9 protein-coding genes are annotated in these 14,149 nt (G+C 72.2%); 6 read left to right on the top strand and 3 right to left on the bottom strand.

The features are described from left to right. Nucleotides 1–99: 99 nt before the first annotated feature. The 3 genes from ACFYXC_RS02455 to ACFYXC_RS02445 all read left to right on the top strand — a co-directional run bounded on the left by ACFYXC_RS02455 (nt 100) and on the right by ACFYXC_RS02445 (nt 2,951). Nucleotides 100–1,032, top strand: a complete 933-nt coding sequence (locus ACFYXC_RS02455) for an oxidoreductase (protein WP_389545938.1) — start codon at nt 100–102, stop codon at nt 1,030–1,032. Between the two features lie 128 nt (nt 1,033–1,160). Beyond that, entirely contained in the window at nt 1,161–2,321 is a 1,161-nt protein-coding gene (locus tag ACFYXC_RS02450) for an alkaline phosphatase PhoX (protein WP_388908709.1), read from the top strand. Between the two features lie 156 nt (nt 2,322–2,477). Next, entirely contained in the window at nt 2,478–2,951 is a 474-nt protein-coding gene (locus ACFYXC_RS02445) for an excalibur calcium-binding domain-containing protein (protein ID WP_388908711.1), read from the top strand. 165 nt (nt 2,952–3,116) lie between these two features. Here ACFYXC_RS02445 and ppdK read toward each other — a convergent pair whose 3' ends face one another. Together ppdK and ACFYXC_RS02435 are read right to left on the bottom strand one after the other, a co-directional pair. After that, entirely contained in the window at nt 3,117–5,867 is a 2,751-nt protein-coding gene (gene ppdK, locus ACFYXC_RS02440) for a pyruvate, phosphate dikinase (RefSeq protein ID WP_389545935.1), read from the bottom strand. A gap of 428 nt (nt 5,868–6,295) precedes the next feature. Next, the gene (locus ACFYXC_RS02435) at nt 6,296–7,504 is read right to left on the bottom strand and encodes an ROK family protein (RefSeq protein ID WP_389545932.1); all 1,209 of its coding nucleotides are present in this window, start codon (nt 7,502–7,504) and stop codon (nt 6,296–6,298) included. 145 nt (nt 7,505–7,649) lie between these two features. Here ACFYXC_RS02435 and ACFYXC_RS02430 point away from each other — a divergent pair, with 145 nt between their 5' ends. Then, the gene (locus tag ACFYXC_RS02430; protein ID WP_389545930.1) at nt 7,650–9,095 is read left to right on the top strand and encodes an amylo-alpha-1,6-glucosidase; all 1,446 of its coding nucleotides are present in this window, start codon (nt 7,650–7,652) and stop codon (nt 9,093–9,095) included. Continuing rightward, nucleotides 9,092–11,035 (top strand): glycogen debranching N-terminal domain-containing protein, encoded by a 1,944-nt coding sequence (locus ACFYXC_RS02425; RefSeq protein WP_389545927.1) that lies wholly within the window; start codon nt 9,092–9,094, stop codon nt 11,033–11,035. The genes ACFYXC_RS02430 and ACFYXC_RS02425 overlap by 4 nt, the downstream gene beginning before the upstream one ends. Nucleotides 11,036–11,398: 363 nt before the next feature. Here ACFYXC_RS02425 and dusB read toward each other — a convergent pair whose 3' ends face one another. Beyond that, nucleotides 11,399–12,565, bottom strand: a complete 1,167-nt coding sequence (gene dusB, locus ACFYXC_RS02420; protein ID WP_388908721.1) for a tRNA dihydrouridine synthase DusB — start codon at nt 12,563–12,565, stop codon at nt 11,399–11,401. Nucleotides 12,566–12,646: 81 nt separating this feature from the next. Between dusB and ACFYXC_RS02415 the strand changes: the two genes are divergently transcribed. After that, entirely contained in the window at nt 12,647–14,086 is a 1,440-nt protein-coding gene (locus ACFYXC_RS02415) for an MFS transporter (protein ID WP_388908723.1), read from the top strand. The last annotated feature ends 63 nt before the right edge of the window (nt 14,087–14,149 follow it).

Below are 14,149 nucleotides of genomic sequence, written 5' to 3'. Positions count from 1 at the left end.
ACCGGGGCATCTAGGCTGGCAGCTCGCGCCCCGTCAGGGGCGCGGGGGACTGCGCGACCAGCCCCCACCGGGCGGCGCCGTGCGGGAGGGAGCCAGGTCATGACCGGCTGGAACGTGCGTGACGTTCCCGACCAGCGCGGACGTACCGCCGTCGTCACCGGGGCCAACAGCGGGATCGGGTACGTCACCGCCCGGGAGCTGGCGCGGCGGGGCGCGCGGGTCGTGCTCGCCTGCCGCAGCGACCGGCGGGGCGGGGCGGCCGTCGACCGGCTGTGCGGCGAGGTACCGGGCGCCGATGTGCGGTTCAGGCCGCTGGACCTGGCGGACCTGGGCTCCGTGCGGGAGTTCGCGGCGGCGTACCGGGGCGCGGACGACCGGCTCGACCTGCTGGTCGCCAACGCGGGCGTGATGGCGCTGCCGCAGGGCCGGACCGCGGACGGTTTCGAGACGCAGTTCGGGGTCAACCACCTCGGCCACTTCGCGCTCACCGGGCTGCTGATGCCGGCGCTGCTCGCCACGCCCGGCGCGCGGGTGGTGAGCGTGTCCAGCGCCCTGCACAGGCTGGCGAACATCGACATCGACGACCTGCACAGCGAGCGCCCGTACCGGCGCTGGATCGCGTACGGACGCTCGAAGACGGCCAACCTGCTGTTCGTGCACGAGCTGGCCCGCCGGCTGGCCGCCACCGGCTCCGACCTGGTGGCGGCGTCCGCGCACCCCGGTTACGCCGCGACCAACCTGATGACCGCGGGCCCGAAGATGGAGGGCCGCAGGGCCGCGGAGCTCTTCATGGACGCCGGCAGCCGCTTCTTCGCCCTGTCACCGGAGGCGGGCGCCCTGCCCACCCTGTACGCGGCGACGGCCCCCAGTGTCCGCCCGGACTCCTTCACCGGCCCGTCGGTCCTCGGCCGGCGCGGCTCACCCGCGAAGGCGTCGCGCGCCGGATGGACCCGGAACGACACGGCGGGGCGGCGGCTGTGGGAGGCGTCGGAGCGGCTGACGGGTGTCACGTACGACGCCCTGAAGGTCTGACGAGGGGTGACGTCCGTATGTCACCACGCGGCCACGGTACGTCCACCCCGCACTTCTAGGCTCCGGCGTTGCGCGACCCCGTCCCCGACCGGCGGACGGGGCAGCCTCGGTACCCCCTTGGAGCGACAGTGGAACGTCGTACTCTCCTGCGCGCGGCCGTACTCGGTGGTTCGTCGGCCGCCTTCGGCGGCACCCTGTGGCGCGGCGCCGCCCACGCCGCGCCCGCCCAGCCCGGCGCGGGCCCGTACGGGGCACTCGGCCCGGCGGACGCGAACGGCGTCCGGCTGCCGAGCGGCTTCACCAGCCGGGTGATCGCCAGATCGGGCCAGCAGGTCTCCGGCACCTCGTACACCTGGCACAGCGCCCCCGACGGCGGGGCCTGTTACGCGGACGGCACGGGCTGGATCTACGTGTCCAACTCGGAGATCAACCCGTCCGGCGGTGCGAGCGCGGTGAAGTTCTCGTCGGCCGGCGCGATCACGGGCGCGTACCGCATCCTGTCCGGCACCCGGCAGAACTGCGCGGGCGGCAGGACTCCGTGGAACACCTGGCTGTCCTGCGAGGAGGTGTCCCTGGGCTATGTGTACGAGACCGACCCGTGGGGTGTGAACGCGTCGGTGCGCCGGGACGCCATGGGCCGCTTCAAGCACGAGGCGGCCGCCGCCGACCCGGTGCGCAAGGTGGTGTACCTGACGGAGGACGAGACGAACGGCTGCCTCTACCGCTTCGTGCCGACGACCTGGGGCAGCCTGTCCGCGGGCACCCTCCAGGTCCTGGTCGCCGGGACCGCCACCTCGGGCTCCTTCAGCTGGGCGAACGTGCCCGACCCGGACGGCTCCCCCACCACGACCCGTACGCAGGTCTCCGGCTCGAAGAAGTTCAACGGCGGCGAGGGCTGCTACTACGCCGACGACACGGTCTGGTTCACCACCAAGGGTGACAACCGCGTCTGGCAGCTCAACCTCACGGACAACACCTACGAGCTGGCGTACGACGACTCGCTCGTGACCTCCGGCACGGCACCGCTGACCGGCGTCGACAACATCACGGGCACGTCCTCGGGCGACCTGTTCGTCGCCGAGGACGGCGGCAATATGGAAATCTGCGTCATCACGCCGAACGACGTGATCGCCCCGTTCCTGCGCATCGACGGGCAGTCCGGCTCGGAGATCACCGGCCCGGCCTTCTCCCCCGACGGCACCCGCCTCTACTTCTCCAGCCAGCGCGGCACCAGCGGCAGTTCGTCCGGCGGCATCACGTACGAGGTGAGGGGCCCGTTCCGCTCGTAGTCCTCCCGCCGGCTTTACAGATGACGGGCCCATGAGCGGAGAGCTACCGTCCGGTCACGTCACGTTCGCATCACGGGTCCGTCATTCCGCCGCAGCACCAACGGCCCCTCTCGTACTTTCGTCACCTCAAATCCGACTGATCGCCTCTCAGTGATCATGCATACGGATATCGGGACAAAAAATGAGGGGCTCCCCGTGAACCAGATCCGCAAGCCCGCCGCCGCGGTCCTCGCCGCGCTCGCGCTCGCCGTCCTGCCGGCCACCGCCGAGGCCCACGACGGCCTGCACCCGTTCCAGAACTGCACCGAGGCGTACGAGAACGGGTACGCGAACATCGCCAAGGGCGACGAGCACTACGGCGCGAACCTGGACCGCGACCAGGACGGCGTCGGCTGCGACAAGCCGCCGGCGGACTTCGTTCCCGTGGGCGACCAGGGCGGGGACGACTCCCCCGACACCGGCACGGACACGGGTACCGGCACCGGCACGGGTACCGGCAAGGAGACCACCGACCTGGCCGAGACCGGCGGCAGCGGCGCCACCCCGTACCTCGCCGCCGGCGGCGCGGCCGTCCTGCTGGCCGGGGGCGGCGTGCTGTTCACGGTCCGCAGGCGCCGCGACACCCGCTGACCCGCCTGACCCGCTGACCACCGGCGGACCCGGCACACGTCGGCGCACGGCGAAGGGGCGGCACCTCCGCACAGGTGCCGCCCCTTCTCCTCTTCGTGCACCGGGGCCGTGATCCGTCGGTGAGGGTGGGTGGGCGGATCACGGTCCCGGGTCCTGCGGACCGGGCTACCGGTGGTCGCTGCCCTGCGAGGACGAGGCCGCGCGGCCCGCCTCCAGCCGTGCGACGGGGATGCGGAACGGCGAGCAGGAGACGTAGTCGAGCCCCACCTCGTGGAAGAAGTGGACCGACTCCGGGTCGCCGCCGTGCTCGCCGCAGACGCCGAGCTTGAGGTCGGGCCGTGTCTCGCGGCCGGCCGTCACGGCGTCGCGTACGAGCTTGCCGACGCCGTCCCGGTCGATGGTCTCGAACGGGGAGACCCCGAAGATGCCCTTCTCCAGGTAGGCCGTGAAGAAGCTGGCCTCCACGTCGTCCCGGCTGAAGCCCCACACCGTCTGGGTCAGGTCGTTGGTGCCGAAGGAGAAGAACTCGGCCGCCTCCGCGATCTGACCCGCGGTCAGCGCGGCCCGCGGCAGCTCGATCATCGTGCCGAGCGCCAGTTTCAGGTCCACCCCGGACTGCTCGCGCACCTCGGCGATGACCTGCTCGGCCTCGTCCCGGACGATCTCCAGCTCCTGGACCGTGCCCACGAGCGGGATCATGATCTCGGCGCGCGGATCGCCCTTGGCGTTCTTGCGCTCGGCGGCGGCCTCGGCGATCGCCCGTACCTGCATGGTGAACAGGCCCGGGATGACCAGCCCGAGGCGTACGCCGCGCAGGCCGAGCATCGGGTTCTGCTCGTGCAGCCGGTGGACGGCCTGGAGCAGCCGCAGTTCGTTCTCGTGCGGGTCCTGGCGGGCCTCCGCGAGGGCCACCCGCACCGAGAGCTCGGTGATGTCGGGCAGGAACTCGTGCAGCGGCGGGTCCAGGAGGCGGACGGTGACCGGCAGGCCGTCCATCGCCTCGAAGAGCTGCACGAAGTCCTGCTTCTGGAGCGGCAGGAGCTGCTTCAGGGACTCCTCGCGCTCGGCGTCGGTGTCGGCGAGGATCAGCCGCTCGACCAGTTCGCGGCGGTCGCCGAGGAACATGTGCTCGGTACGGCACAGGCCGATGCCCTGGGCGCCGAAGCGGCGGGCGCGCAGCGCGTCCTCGGCGTTGTCCGCGTTGGCGCGCACCCGCAGGCGGCGCTTGCGGTCGGCGAAGGCCATGATCCGGTGGACCGCCTCGACCAGTTCGTCCGCGTCGTCGGCGCCCGCGTGCATACGGCCCTCGAAGTACTCCACGACGGGGGACGGGACGACCGGGACCTCGCCCAGGTACACCTTGCCGCTGGAGCCGTCGATGGAGATCACGTCGCCCTCCTCGACGACGTGGCCGCCGGGGACCGTCATCCGGCGCCGCTTGGTGTCGACCTCCAGCTCCTCGGCACCGCACACACAGGTCTTGCCCATGCCGCGCGCGACGACGGCCGCGTGGGAGGTCTTGCCGCCGCGCGAGGTGAGGATGCCCTCGGCCGCGATCATGCCGTCGAGGTCGTCGGGGTTCGTCTCGCGGCGGACCAGGATGACCTGCTCGCCGGACCGGGACCACTTGACGGCCGTGTACGAGTCAAAGACCGCCTTGCCGACCGCGGCGCCCGGTGAGGCGGCGATGCCCCGGCCGATCTGCGCGACCTTCGCCCCGTCGTCGAACCGCGGGAACATCAGCTGGGCGAGCTGGGCGCCGTTGACGCGCTGCAGCGCCTCGGCCTCGTCGATCACGCCCTGGTCGACGAGCTGGGTGGCGATACGGAAGGCGGCGCCGGCCGTCCGCTTGCCGACGCGGGTCTGGAGCATCCACAGCTGCCCGCGCTCGATGGTGAACTCGATGTCGCAGAGATCCTTGTAGTGGTTCTCCAGCGTCGCCATGATCTCCATGAGCTGGTCGTACGACTTCTTGTCGATCTGCTCCAGGTCGGCGAGGGCGACGGTGTTGCGGATGCCCGCGACGACGTCCTCGCCCTGCGCGTTCTGCAGGTAGTCGCCGTACACGCCCTGGTGTCCGGAGGCCGGGTCACGGGTGAAGGCGACGCCGGTGCCGGAGTCGGGGCCCAGGTTGCCGAAGACCATGGAGCAGACGTTGACGGCCGTGCCGAGGTCGTGCGGGATGCGCTCCTGGCGGCGGTAGAGCTTGGCGCGCTCGGTGTTCCAGGAGTCGAAGACCGCGTGGATGGCGAGGTCCATCTGCTCGCGCGGGTCCTGCGGGAAGTCCCGGCCCGCCTCGGCCTTGACGATCTTCTTGAACCTGGTGACGAGCTTCTTCAGGTCGGCCGCCTCCAGGTCGGTGTCGACCTCGACCTTCTTGGCGCGCTTGGCCGCCTCCAGCGCCTCCTCGAAGAGGTCGCCGTCGATGCCGAGGACCGTCTTGCCGAACATCTGGATGAGCCGGCGGTACGAGTCCCACGCGAAGCGGTCGTCCCCGGCCTGCTGGGCGAGGCCCTGCACGGACCGGTCGGAGAGGCCGATGTTCAGGACGGTGTCCATCATGCCGGGCATGGAGAACTTCGCGCCGGAGCGGACCGAGACGAGGAGGGGGTCGTCGGACTGGCCGAGCTTCTTGCCCATGGTGGCTTCGAGGGCGTCGAGGTGCGCACTCACCTCGTCACGCAGTGCCGCGGGCTCGTCGCCGCTGTCGAGGTAGGTCTTGCAGGCTTCGGTGGTGATGGTGAAGCCGGGAGGGACGGGGAGGCCCAGGTTGGTCATCTCGGCGAGGTTGGCACCCTTGCCGCCGAGGAGGTCCTTGAGGTCCTTGTTGCCCTCCGCGAAGTCATAGACGAACTTCACGGACTCGACGCCGCTGTCGCCGCTCTCGGCTACGTGGGGATCTTTGTTTTCCGACACGGGTCTCGACTCCTCGAGGACGCGGTGGCTGCCCTGACGACGGGGAACATACCCAGATCGAAGGCGCCTGGGTACGTCCACTTGTGCGTCATACGGCTGTAACCACTCGTCCGCCAGCAGATCGAAAGTCAAAGGAAGGTAAGCCGGTGGGGCCTACAGCGTTCACCTCTTGAACGGCACCCCGTACGCGATCACCGAAAGCCGCTCACCTGAGCGGCTGATGACACGTCTGAGTTCATCTCGTAAATGATCACCAGGATGGCACTGAGTGCCATCCTTTGAGAAGTGCAGCCGCCCATCTTCCGCTCATCTGAGCGAAACCCTGATCAGGCGTGGCGAGAATCACGCCGTCGGAGGCGCCGGGATTTCACCATGCGGACCCTCGTGCGCGATCCGTTCCCGGCGGGAAACACCGGCGTCACACCGCCTCAGACGCCCAGCGCGAGCAGCCGCTCCTCGACCCGCTCGGGCGCGTACAGGTGCTCCACCACCAGCGCACCGGCTCCCACCAGGCCCGCCCGGTCGCCGAGCCGCGAGGTGACCACGTCCAGGTGAGCGGTGGAGCGGGGCAGGGCCCGCTGGTACAGCAGTTCGCGCACGCCGGTGAGGAACGGTGTTCCGGCCAGATCCCCGGCGATCATCAGGACGCCGGGGTTGAGCAGGGTCACCACGGTCGCCAGGACGTCACCGACGTGCCGCCCCGCCTCCCGCGCGAACGCCGCCGCGCCCGGGTGCCCCGCGGCGAGCAGGTCCCGCACGTCCGAGCCCGACGCGGCCGGCACCCCCGCCTCCGCCAGCCGGCGCGCCACGGCTCCCCCGCTCGCGACGGCGGCGAGGCAGCCGTACGACCCGCACCGGCACAGCGCGTCGGCGCCCGCCGGGACCCGGATGTGCCCGAGGTCCCCGGCCCCGCCGTCGATGCCCCGGTAGAGCGAGCCGCCGACGACCACCCCCGCCCCGATACCGGTGGACACCTTCACCAGGACGAACGCCGAGCAGCCGGGGTGGGCGGTGCGCTGTTCCCCGTACGCCATGAGGTTGGCGTCGTTGTCGACGAGGACCGGGACGGCGCCGGCGCCCGTGTGCTCGGTGAAGGCGCGGGTGAGGCGGCCCCGTATGTCGTAGCCGTCCCAGCCGGGCATCATCGGCGGCTGGACGACCCGGCCGGTGTCGGTGTCGACGGGTCCCGGCACGGCCAGCCCGATGCCGCACACCTCGCGCGCCGGATGCCCGGCCTTCTCCAGCAGTTCGGCGAACCAGCGGCCCAGTTCACCGAGGACCGCGTCCGGCCCGTCATCGATGCGCAGCGGCCCGGCGTGCTCGGCCAGCGGCTCACCCGTCAGGGACAGCACCGCGGCGCGCGCGTGCCGGGTGTCGAGGTCGGCGGCGAGGACGACGGCGTGGGAGTCGTCGAACTCCAGGCGGACCGCAGGGCGTCCGCCGAGCGGCGAATCCACCGGCCCCGCGGCGCCCTCGCGCAGCCAGCCGGCCCGGAAGAGCCGGTCCAGGCGCTGTCCGACCGTGGCCCGGGACAACCCGGCGATCTGCTGCAACTCCCCGCGGGTGGTGGCGCGTCCGCTGCGCACCAGTTCCAGCAGGTCACCGGAGCTGGGCTGCCCCCCGGTTCTGGCCGTCATGCCGCTCCTCCCGCTGGTCCCGGTCATACACACCCCTTGCGTTCACCAACTCTGCATTACATATTGAGTTTTGCGTGTTAAATAGACGTAACTCTACGGTGGTCAATGCCGAACTGGTCGGCCGCATGTCTTCGGGGAGACCTGAGTGGACCGCACAACCCAGCTCACCGCACCACGCACCACGCACCACGATCGCGGGCGGCCCGGCGCGGCCGTATACGATCCGGTGCGCCGCGCGGGATCGCTGCACCTCAGGGCGGCGGAGGTGCTGAACGGCAACTGGACGGGCACGTCCACGGTGCCCTCGCGCAGCCTGTATCCCCACCAGTGGTCCTGGGACTCGGCGTTCATCGCGATCGGGCTGCGGCACCTGTCGCCGCTGCGGGGCCAGACGGAGCTGGAGACGCTGCTCGACGCGCAGTGGGGCGACGGCCGGATCCCGCACATCGTGTTCAGCCCCTCCGTCCCTCTCGACGCGTACTTCCCGAGCCCCGACTTCTGGCGCTCCTCGACCGCCGGGCGGGCGGCGGGCGCCCCGGGCACCGTACAGACCTCGGGCATCGTGCAGCCACCGGTGCACGCGCTGGCCGCGTGGCTGGTGCACACCGCGGACCCCGGTCTGTCCCGGTCGCGGTCCTTCCTGTCCCGTGTGTACCCGCGCCTCGCGGCCTGGCACCGCTATCTGCTGCACCGCCGTGACCTGGGCGGCGGCGGCCTCGCCTCGGTGGTCCACCCCTGGGAGCAGGGCATGGACAACGCCCCGAGCTGGGACGCGCCGCTCTCCCGGGTCACCCCCGCCCCGGCCCGCTCCTTCCGGCGCGCGGACCTGGACCACGGCGCCGCCGAGGACCGGCCGACGGACCTGGACTACGGCCGGTACGTACGGCTGGCGACGGACTACCGCGACGGCGGGTACGAGGACGGCGCCGCCGGCTTCGCGGTGGAGGACCCGGCGTTCAACGCGCTGCTGATCGCGTCCGAGCACGCACTGGCCCGTATCGCCCGGGAGTTGGGGGCCACCGGTACGGCCCGGCACGCGCGCGCGGAGCGGCTGACCGCCGCGCTGGTGGACCGGCTGTGGGACCCGGCCGAGGGCATGTTCTTCTGCCGGGACGTGCGCACGGACGAGCTGATCCCCGAGCGCGGCGTCTCCGGTCTCGTCCCGCTGATCCTGCCGGCGCTCCCCCGCTCGGCGGCCGGGGCCCTCGTACGGACGCTGCGGGGACCGCACTTCGGGCTCGGCGGCCCGGCCCGGCTCGTACCGAGTTACGACCTGACCGGACACGCCTTCGACCCGCACCGGTACTGGCGCGGGCCGGCCTGGTTCAACACCAACTGGCTGGTGGAGCGCGGACTCCGGCTGCACGGGGAGCACGCACCCGCGCGGAGACTGCGCGGCGCCCTGCTGGAGACGGCGGACGCGTCCGGGTTCGCCGAGTACGTGGACCCGTACACCGGTGAGCCATGCGGTGCGCTCGGCTTCAGCTGGACCGCGGCGCTGGCGCTGGACCTGCTGCACGGGGCGCCCGGCGTGGCGCACCGCACGACGGAGACGTTCGACGAGGGCGCCAAGGGAGGGGACCTGCGATGACGGACCGGCATCATCTGCTCGTACACGGCGGGACGTTCGCGGCCGTGGGCGACGGCGGGGACATCAGCGGGGTGCGCGGCGGCAGTTCGCACTCCGCTCCCGACGGGCTGTTCGTGCGCGACGCCCGGCATCTGAGCCGCTGGCAGCTGACCGTCGACGGGGCGGTGCCCGAGGCGCTGTCGCCGGTCACGGACGGCGACAGCGCCCGCTGCGTGCTCGTGCCGCGCGGCGGCCGGCAGGAACCCCCCGCCCACACGCTCTTCCGCGAACAGGCGGTCTCCGAGGGCTCGTTCGTCGAGTCGCTGCGGATCACCAGCAACCGACCGGTGCCGACGACGATACGGATCGCGGTCACCGCGGACGCCGACTTCACGGACCAGTTCGAACTGCGCTCCGACCACCGGACGTACGCGAAGACCGGCGCGGTCCGCTCGCGCGAGATCCGGGACGACGGGGTCGAGTTCGGCTACCGGCGCGGTGAGTGGCGGTCCTGGACGACCGTCACCTGCGAGCCCCCGCCCGACGGTGTCGAGGAGACCGGCACGGGCGCGCGGCGCCTCGTGTGGAGCTTCGACCTGGAAGCACACGGGTCGACCGAGCTGGTCCTGCGGGTGGCGGCGCGCCCGCACGGGGCCCCGCACCCTGAGGTGCCGCTCACCCCGGCCGCCGCGAACGACCGGCTCCTCGCGCTGGAGGGGGAGTTCGCGGAGGGCGTGCCCTTCCCGACTGGCTGGCCCGAGCTGGCGGCGGCGTGCGCGCGCGGGCTGTCCGACCTGGCGGCGCTGCAGGTACCGGCGAAGGGCCCCGACGGCGAGGACCTGCGCGTCCCCGCGGCGGGCGTCCCGTGGTTCCTCACGCTCCTGGGCCGCGACGCCCTCCTCACCTCCCTCTTCGCGCTCCCCTACCGGCCCCGGCTGGCCGCCGCCACGCTGCCCGCGCTCGCCGCGGCGCAGGCGACCGAGGTCGGCGCGGGCACGGTGGCCCAGCCGGGCAAGATCGTGCACGAGGTGCGGCACGGGGAGCTGGCCCACTTCGGGCAGGTGCCGTACGGGCGGTACTACGGCTCGGTCGACGCGACCCCGCTCTTCCTGGTCCTCCTCGGCGCGTACGTCGAGCAGACCGGGGACGCGGCGCTCGCCCGCCGGCTGGAGCGGCACGCCCGCGCGGCGATCGGCTGGATGCTGGACCACGGCGGGCTGACCTCGCGCGGCTACCTCGTCTACCGCGCGGACCAGGGCGGGCTCGCCAACCAGAACTGGAAGGACTCCCCCGGCGCCATCTGCTCCGGCGACGGCAGCCGGCCGACCGGTCCGGTGACGGCGGCGGGCGCGCAGGGATACGCGTACGACGCGTTACGCCGTACCGCGTACCTGGCCCGGACGGTGTGGGACGACGAGGTGTACGCGGCTCTGCTGGAGCAGGCCGCGGGGGATCTGCGGGACCGGTTCCAGCGGGACTTCTGGATGGCGGACCGCGCGTTTCCCGCGCTCGCCCTGGACGGCGACGGGAAGCACGTCGACGCGCTCGCGTCCGACGCCGGGCATCTGCTGTGGTCCGGGCTGCTGGACAAGGAGTACGGGGAGCTGGTGGGGCGGCGGCTGCTGGAACCGGACTTCTTCTCCGGGTGGGGCGTACGGACGCTCGCGGCGGGCCAGCCCGCCTACCATCCCCTCTCCTACCACCGGGGCTCGGTGTGGCCGCACGACAACGCGCTGATCGCGTTGGGGCTGGCGCGGTACGGGCTGCATGACGAGGCCCGTACGGTCGCCCACGCGCTGGTGGACGCGGCCACGGCTGCGGGCCACCGGCTTCCGGAGGTCCTCGCGGGCTACGCCCGCACGACCCACCCGGAGCCGGTCCCGTACCCCCACGCGTGCGTCCGCGAGTCCCGCTCGGCGGCGTCACCACTGGCACTCCTGACAGCAGTCGGCGGAGCGTAGCCCCTCCGGGGGTTCGCCGGGGGGCCGGGGGGAGGGGGTTCACGTATCACCCCGGGTGCGGCCCGCCTGTGGCTTGTCGCGCAGTTCCCCGCGCCCCTGAAAACGGGGGGTGGTCCGCGTATCTCCCCGAGTGCGGCCCGGCGTGGGCTGAGCGCGCCGTTCCCCGCGCCCCTAAAAACGGGCCCCGCCCCATCAGGGGCGCGGGGAACGGCGCGACCAGCCACAACCGGGCCGCACGCATCCGACGGCCTCAGGCCACCGGGGCCTTCAGGGGCGCGGGGAACTGCGCGATCGGCCACAGGCGGCCCGCACACGGTCGACGGTCTCAGCCCACTGGGCCTGCGGGCCGGCCGCGGTACGTGTTCAGCCGCCGGAGGTGTCCTGTTCCGCTTCCTCCCCGACCCCCGCACAGTCGTACGGATCCTTCAGCCACCCGTCCGGTAGGACAACCCTGTTGTTGCCGGACGTACGCCCCCGCGGCCCATCCGCCCCCACCGGCCACGCCTGCCCCAGATCCAACTCCGCCAGCCCCTCGGAGAGCTCGGCCAGCGACGAAGTGACCGCAAGTCGCTTCCGCATCTCCGACCCGACCGCGAACCCCTTCAGATACCACGCCACATGCTTGCGGAAGTCGATCACTCCGCGCGCCTCGTCCCCGATCCACTCCCCGAGCAGGGTCGCGTGCCGCACCATCACCTCCGCCACCTCACGAAGAGTCGGCCGCGCACGATCCCCCGCCCGCCCCTCGAACGCGGCCACCAGGTCACCGAACAGCCACGGCCGCCCGAGGCACCCCCGCCCGACCACGACCCCGTCGCACCCGGTCTCCCGTACCATCCGCAGCGCGTCGTCCGCCGACCAGATGTCACCGTTCCCCAGCACGGGAATCTCCGGCACGTGCTCCTTGAGCCGCGCGATGGCGTCCCAGTCCGCGGTCCCGCCATAGTGCTGCGCGGCAGTCCGCCCGTGCAGCGCGATCGCCGTCACACCCTCCTCGACCGCGATCCGCCCGGCGTCGAGGAACGTGATGTGGTCGTCGTCGATGCCCTTGCGCATCTTCATGGTGACCGGCAGGTCCCCCGCCCCGGCCACCGCCTCCCGCAGGATCGCCCGCAGCAACGGCCGCTTGTAGGGAAGCGCCGAGCCACCGCCCTTTCGGGTCACCTTCGGGACGGGGCAGCCGAAGTTCAGGTCGATGTGGTCGGCGAGACCCTCCTCCGCGATCATGCGGACGGCCTTGCCGACGGTCGCGGGGTCGACGCCGTACAGCTGGATCGAGCGCGGCGTCTCCGACGCGTCGAAGTGGATCAGCTGCATCGTCTTCTCGTTGCGCTCGACCAGCGCCCGCGTGGTGATCATCTCGCTGACGAACAGCCCTTTGCCCCCGCTGAACTCCCTGCACAGCGTGCGGAAGGGCGCGTTCGTGATCCCCGCCATGGGGGCGAGCACGACGGGCGGTCGGACGGTGTGCGGGCCGATCCGGAGGGCGGAGTTCACCGCGGGTGCGGGCGTGGACGTGAGCGTGGACATTCCCCCATTGTCACGTACGCGGACCCGTGGGCGATAGTCGTTAGTTAGGGACACTACCGACATGGGCGTACGCTGGTACGCATGCCTGAGCTCAGCCCCCGCCGGCGCATGCTGGTGCTCGCGATCTGCTGCATGAGTCTGCTGATCGTGAGCCTCGACAACACCGTCCTGAACGTCGCCCTGCCCGCCGTGCAGAAGGACCTGCACGCGAGCCTGGCGGGCATGCAGTGGACGATCGACGCGTACACGCTGGTGCTGGCCGCGCTGCTGATGCTCGCCGGCTCGACCGCCGACCGCATCGGCCGCCGGAAGGTCTTCATGGCGGGCCTGGTCGTCTTCACCGTCGGCTCGGTGCTCTGTTCGCTCGCGCCCGACCTCGAATCGCTCGTCGCCTTCCGCATGATCCAGGCGGTCGGCGGCTCGATGCTGAACCCGGTCGCCATGTCGATCATCACCAACACGTTCACGGACCCGCGCGAGCGCGCCCGCGCGATCGGTGTCTGGGGTGCCGTGGTCGGCATATCCATGGCCGCGGGCCCGCTGGTCGGCGGCCTGCTGGTGGACTCGGTCGGCTGGCGGTCGATCTTCTGGATCAACCTGCCGGTGGGCCTGGCCGCGCTGCTGCTCACGCTCCGGTACGTGCCCGAGTCCCGCGCCCCGAAGGCCCGCCGCGCCGACCCGGTCGGCCAGCTCCTGGTGATCGTGCTGCTCGCCTCCCTGACGTACGCGATCATCGAGGCGCCGCACTCCGGCGCCGGCCGGACCCTCGCCTTCGGCGGGATCGCGCTCGCCGCGCTGGTCGCCCTCCTCCGGTACGAGCCGCGCCGCGACGAACCTCTCATCGACCTGCGCTTCTTCCGGTCGGCGCCGTTCAGTGGGGCGACGGTGGTGGCGGTCAGCGCGTTCGCGGCGCTGGGCGGATTCCTCTTCCTCTCGACGCTGTACCTCCAGAACGTGCGGGGGCTGAGCGCGCTGCACGCCGGCCTGTGGATGCTGCCGATGGCGGCGATGACCTTCGTCTGCGCGCCGCTGTCGGGCCGCCTGGTCGGCAGCCGGGGTCCCCGTCTCTCCCTCCTGGTCGCCGGTACGGCGATGACGGTGAGCGGGGTGCTGTTCGCGGCGTTCGAGGCGGAGACGGCGAACGTGACGCTCGTCATCGGGTACGTGCTGTTCGGGCTGGGCTTCGGTTTCGTGAACGCGCCGATCACGAACACGGCGGTGTCCGGTATGCCGCGGGCGCAGGCCGGGGTGGCCGCCGCCGTCGCCTCGACCAGCCGTCAGATCGGCCAGACGCTGGGCGTCGCGGTGATCGGCGCGGTGCTCGCCTCCGGCGTGGGGTCCTCCTCCTACCGGGACACGTTCGTCTCGGCGGCGCGTCCCGCGTGGTGGATCGTCGCGGGGTGCGGGCTGGTGGTGCTGCTCGTGGGCGCCGCGACGAGCGGTCCCTGGGCGCGCCGCTCCGCGGCCCGCACGGCCGACCGCCTACGCTCCCCGTCCCCCCGAGAATCAGCCCCGGCCTGACCCACCTGCGGGTCCGCGGAGGCCGATCGCGCAGTTCCCCGCGCCCCTAGAAACGGGGCTGCG

This window comes from Streptomyces sp. NPDC002701 (assembly GCF_042889045.1).
Classification (GTDB): Bacteria; Actinomycetota; Actinomycetes; order Streptomycetales; family Streptomycetaceae; genus Streptomyces.
Note: the sequence above shows the minus strand (reverse complement) of the source record. Positions and strands in the feature narration are given on the sequence as shown.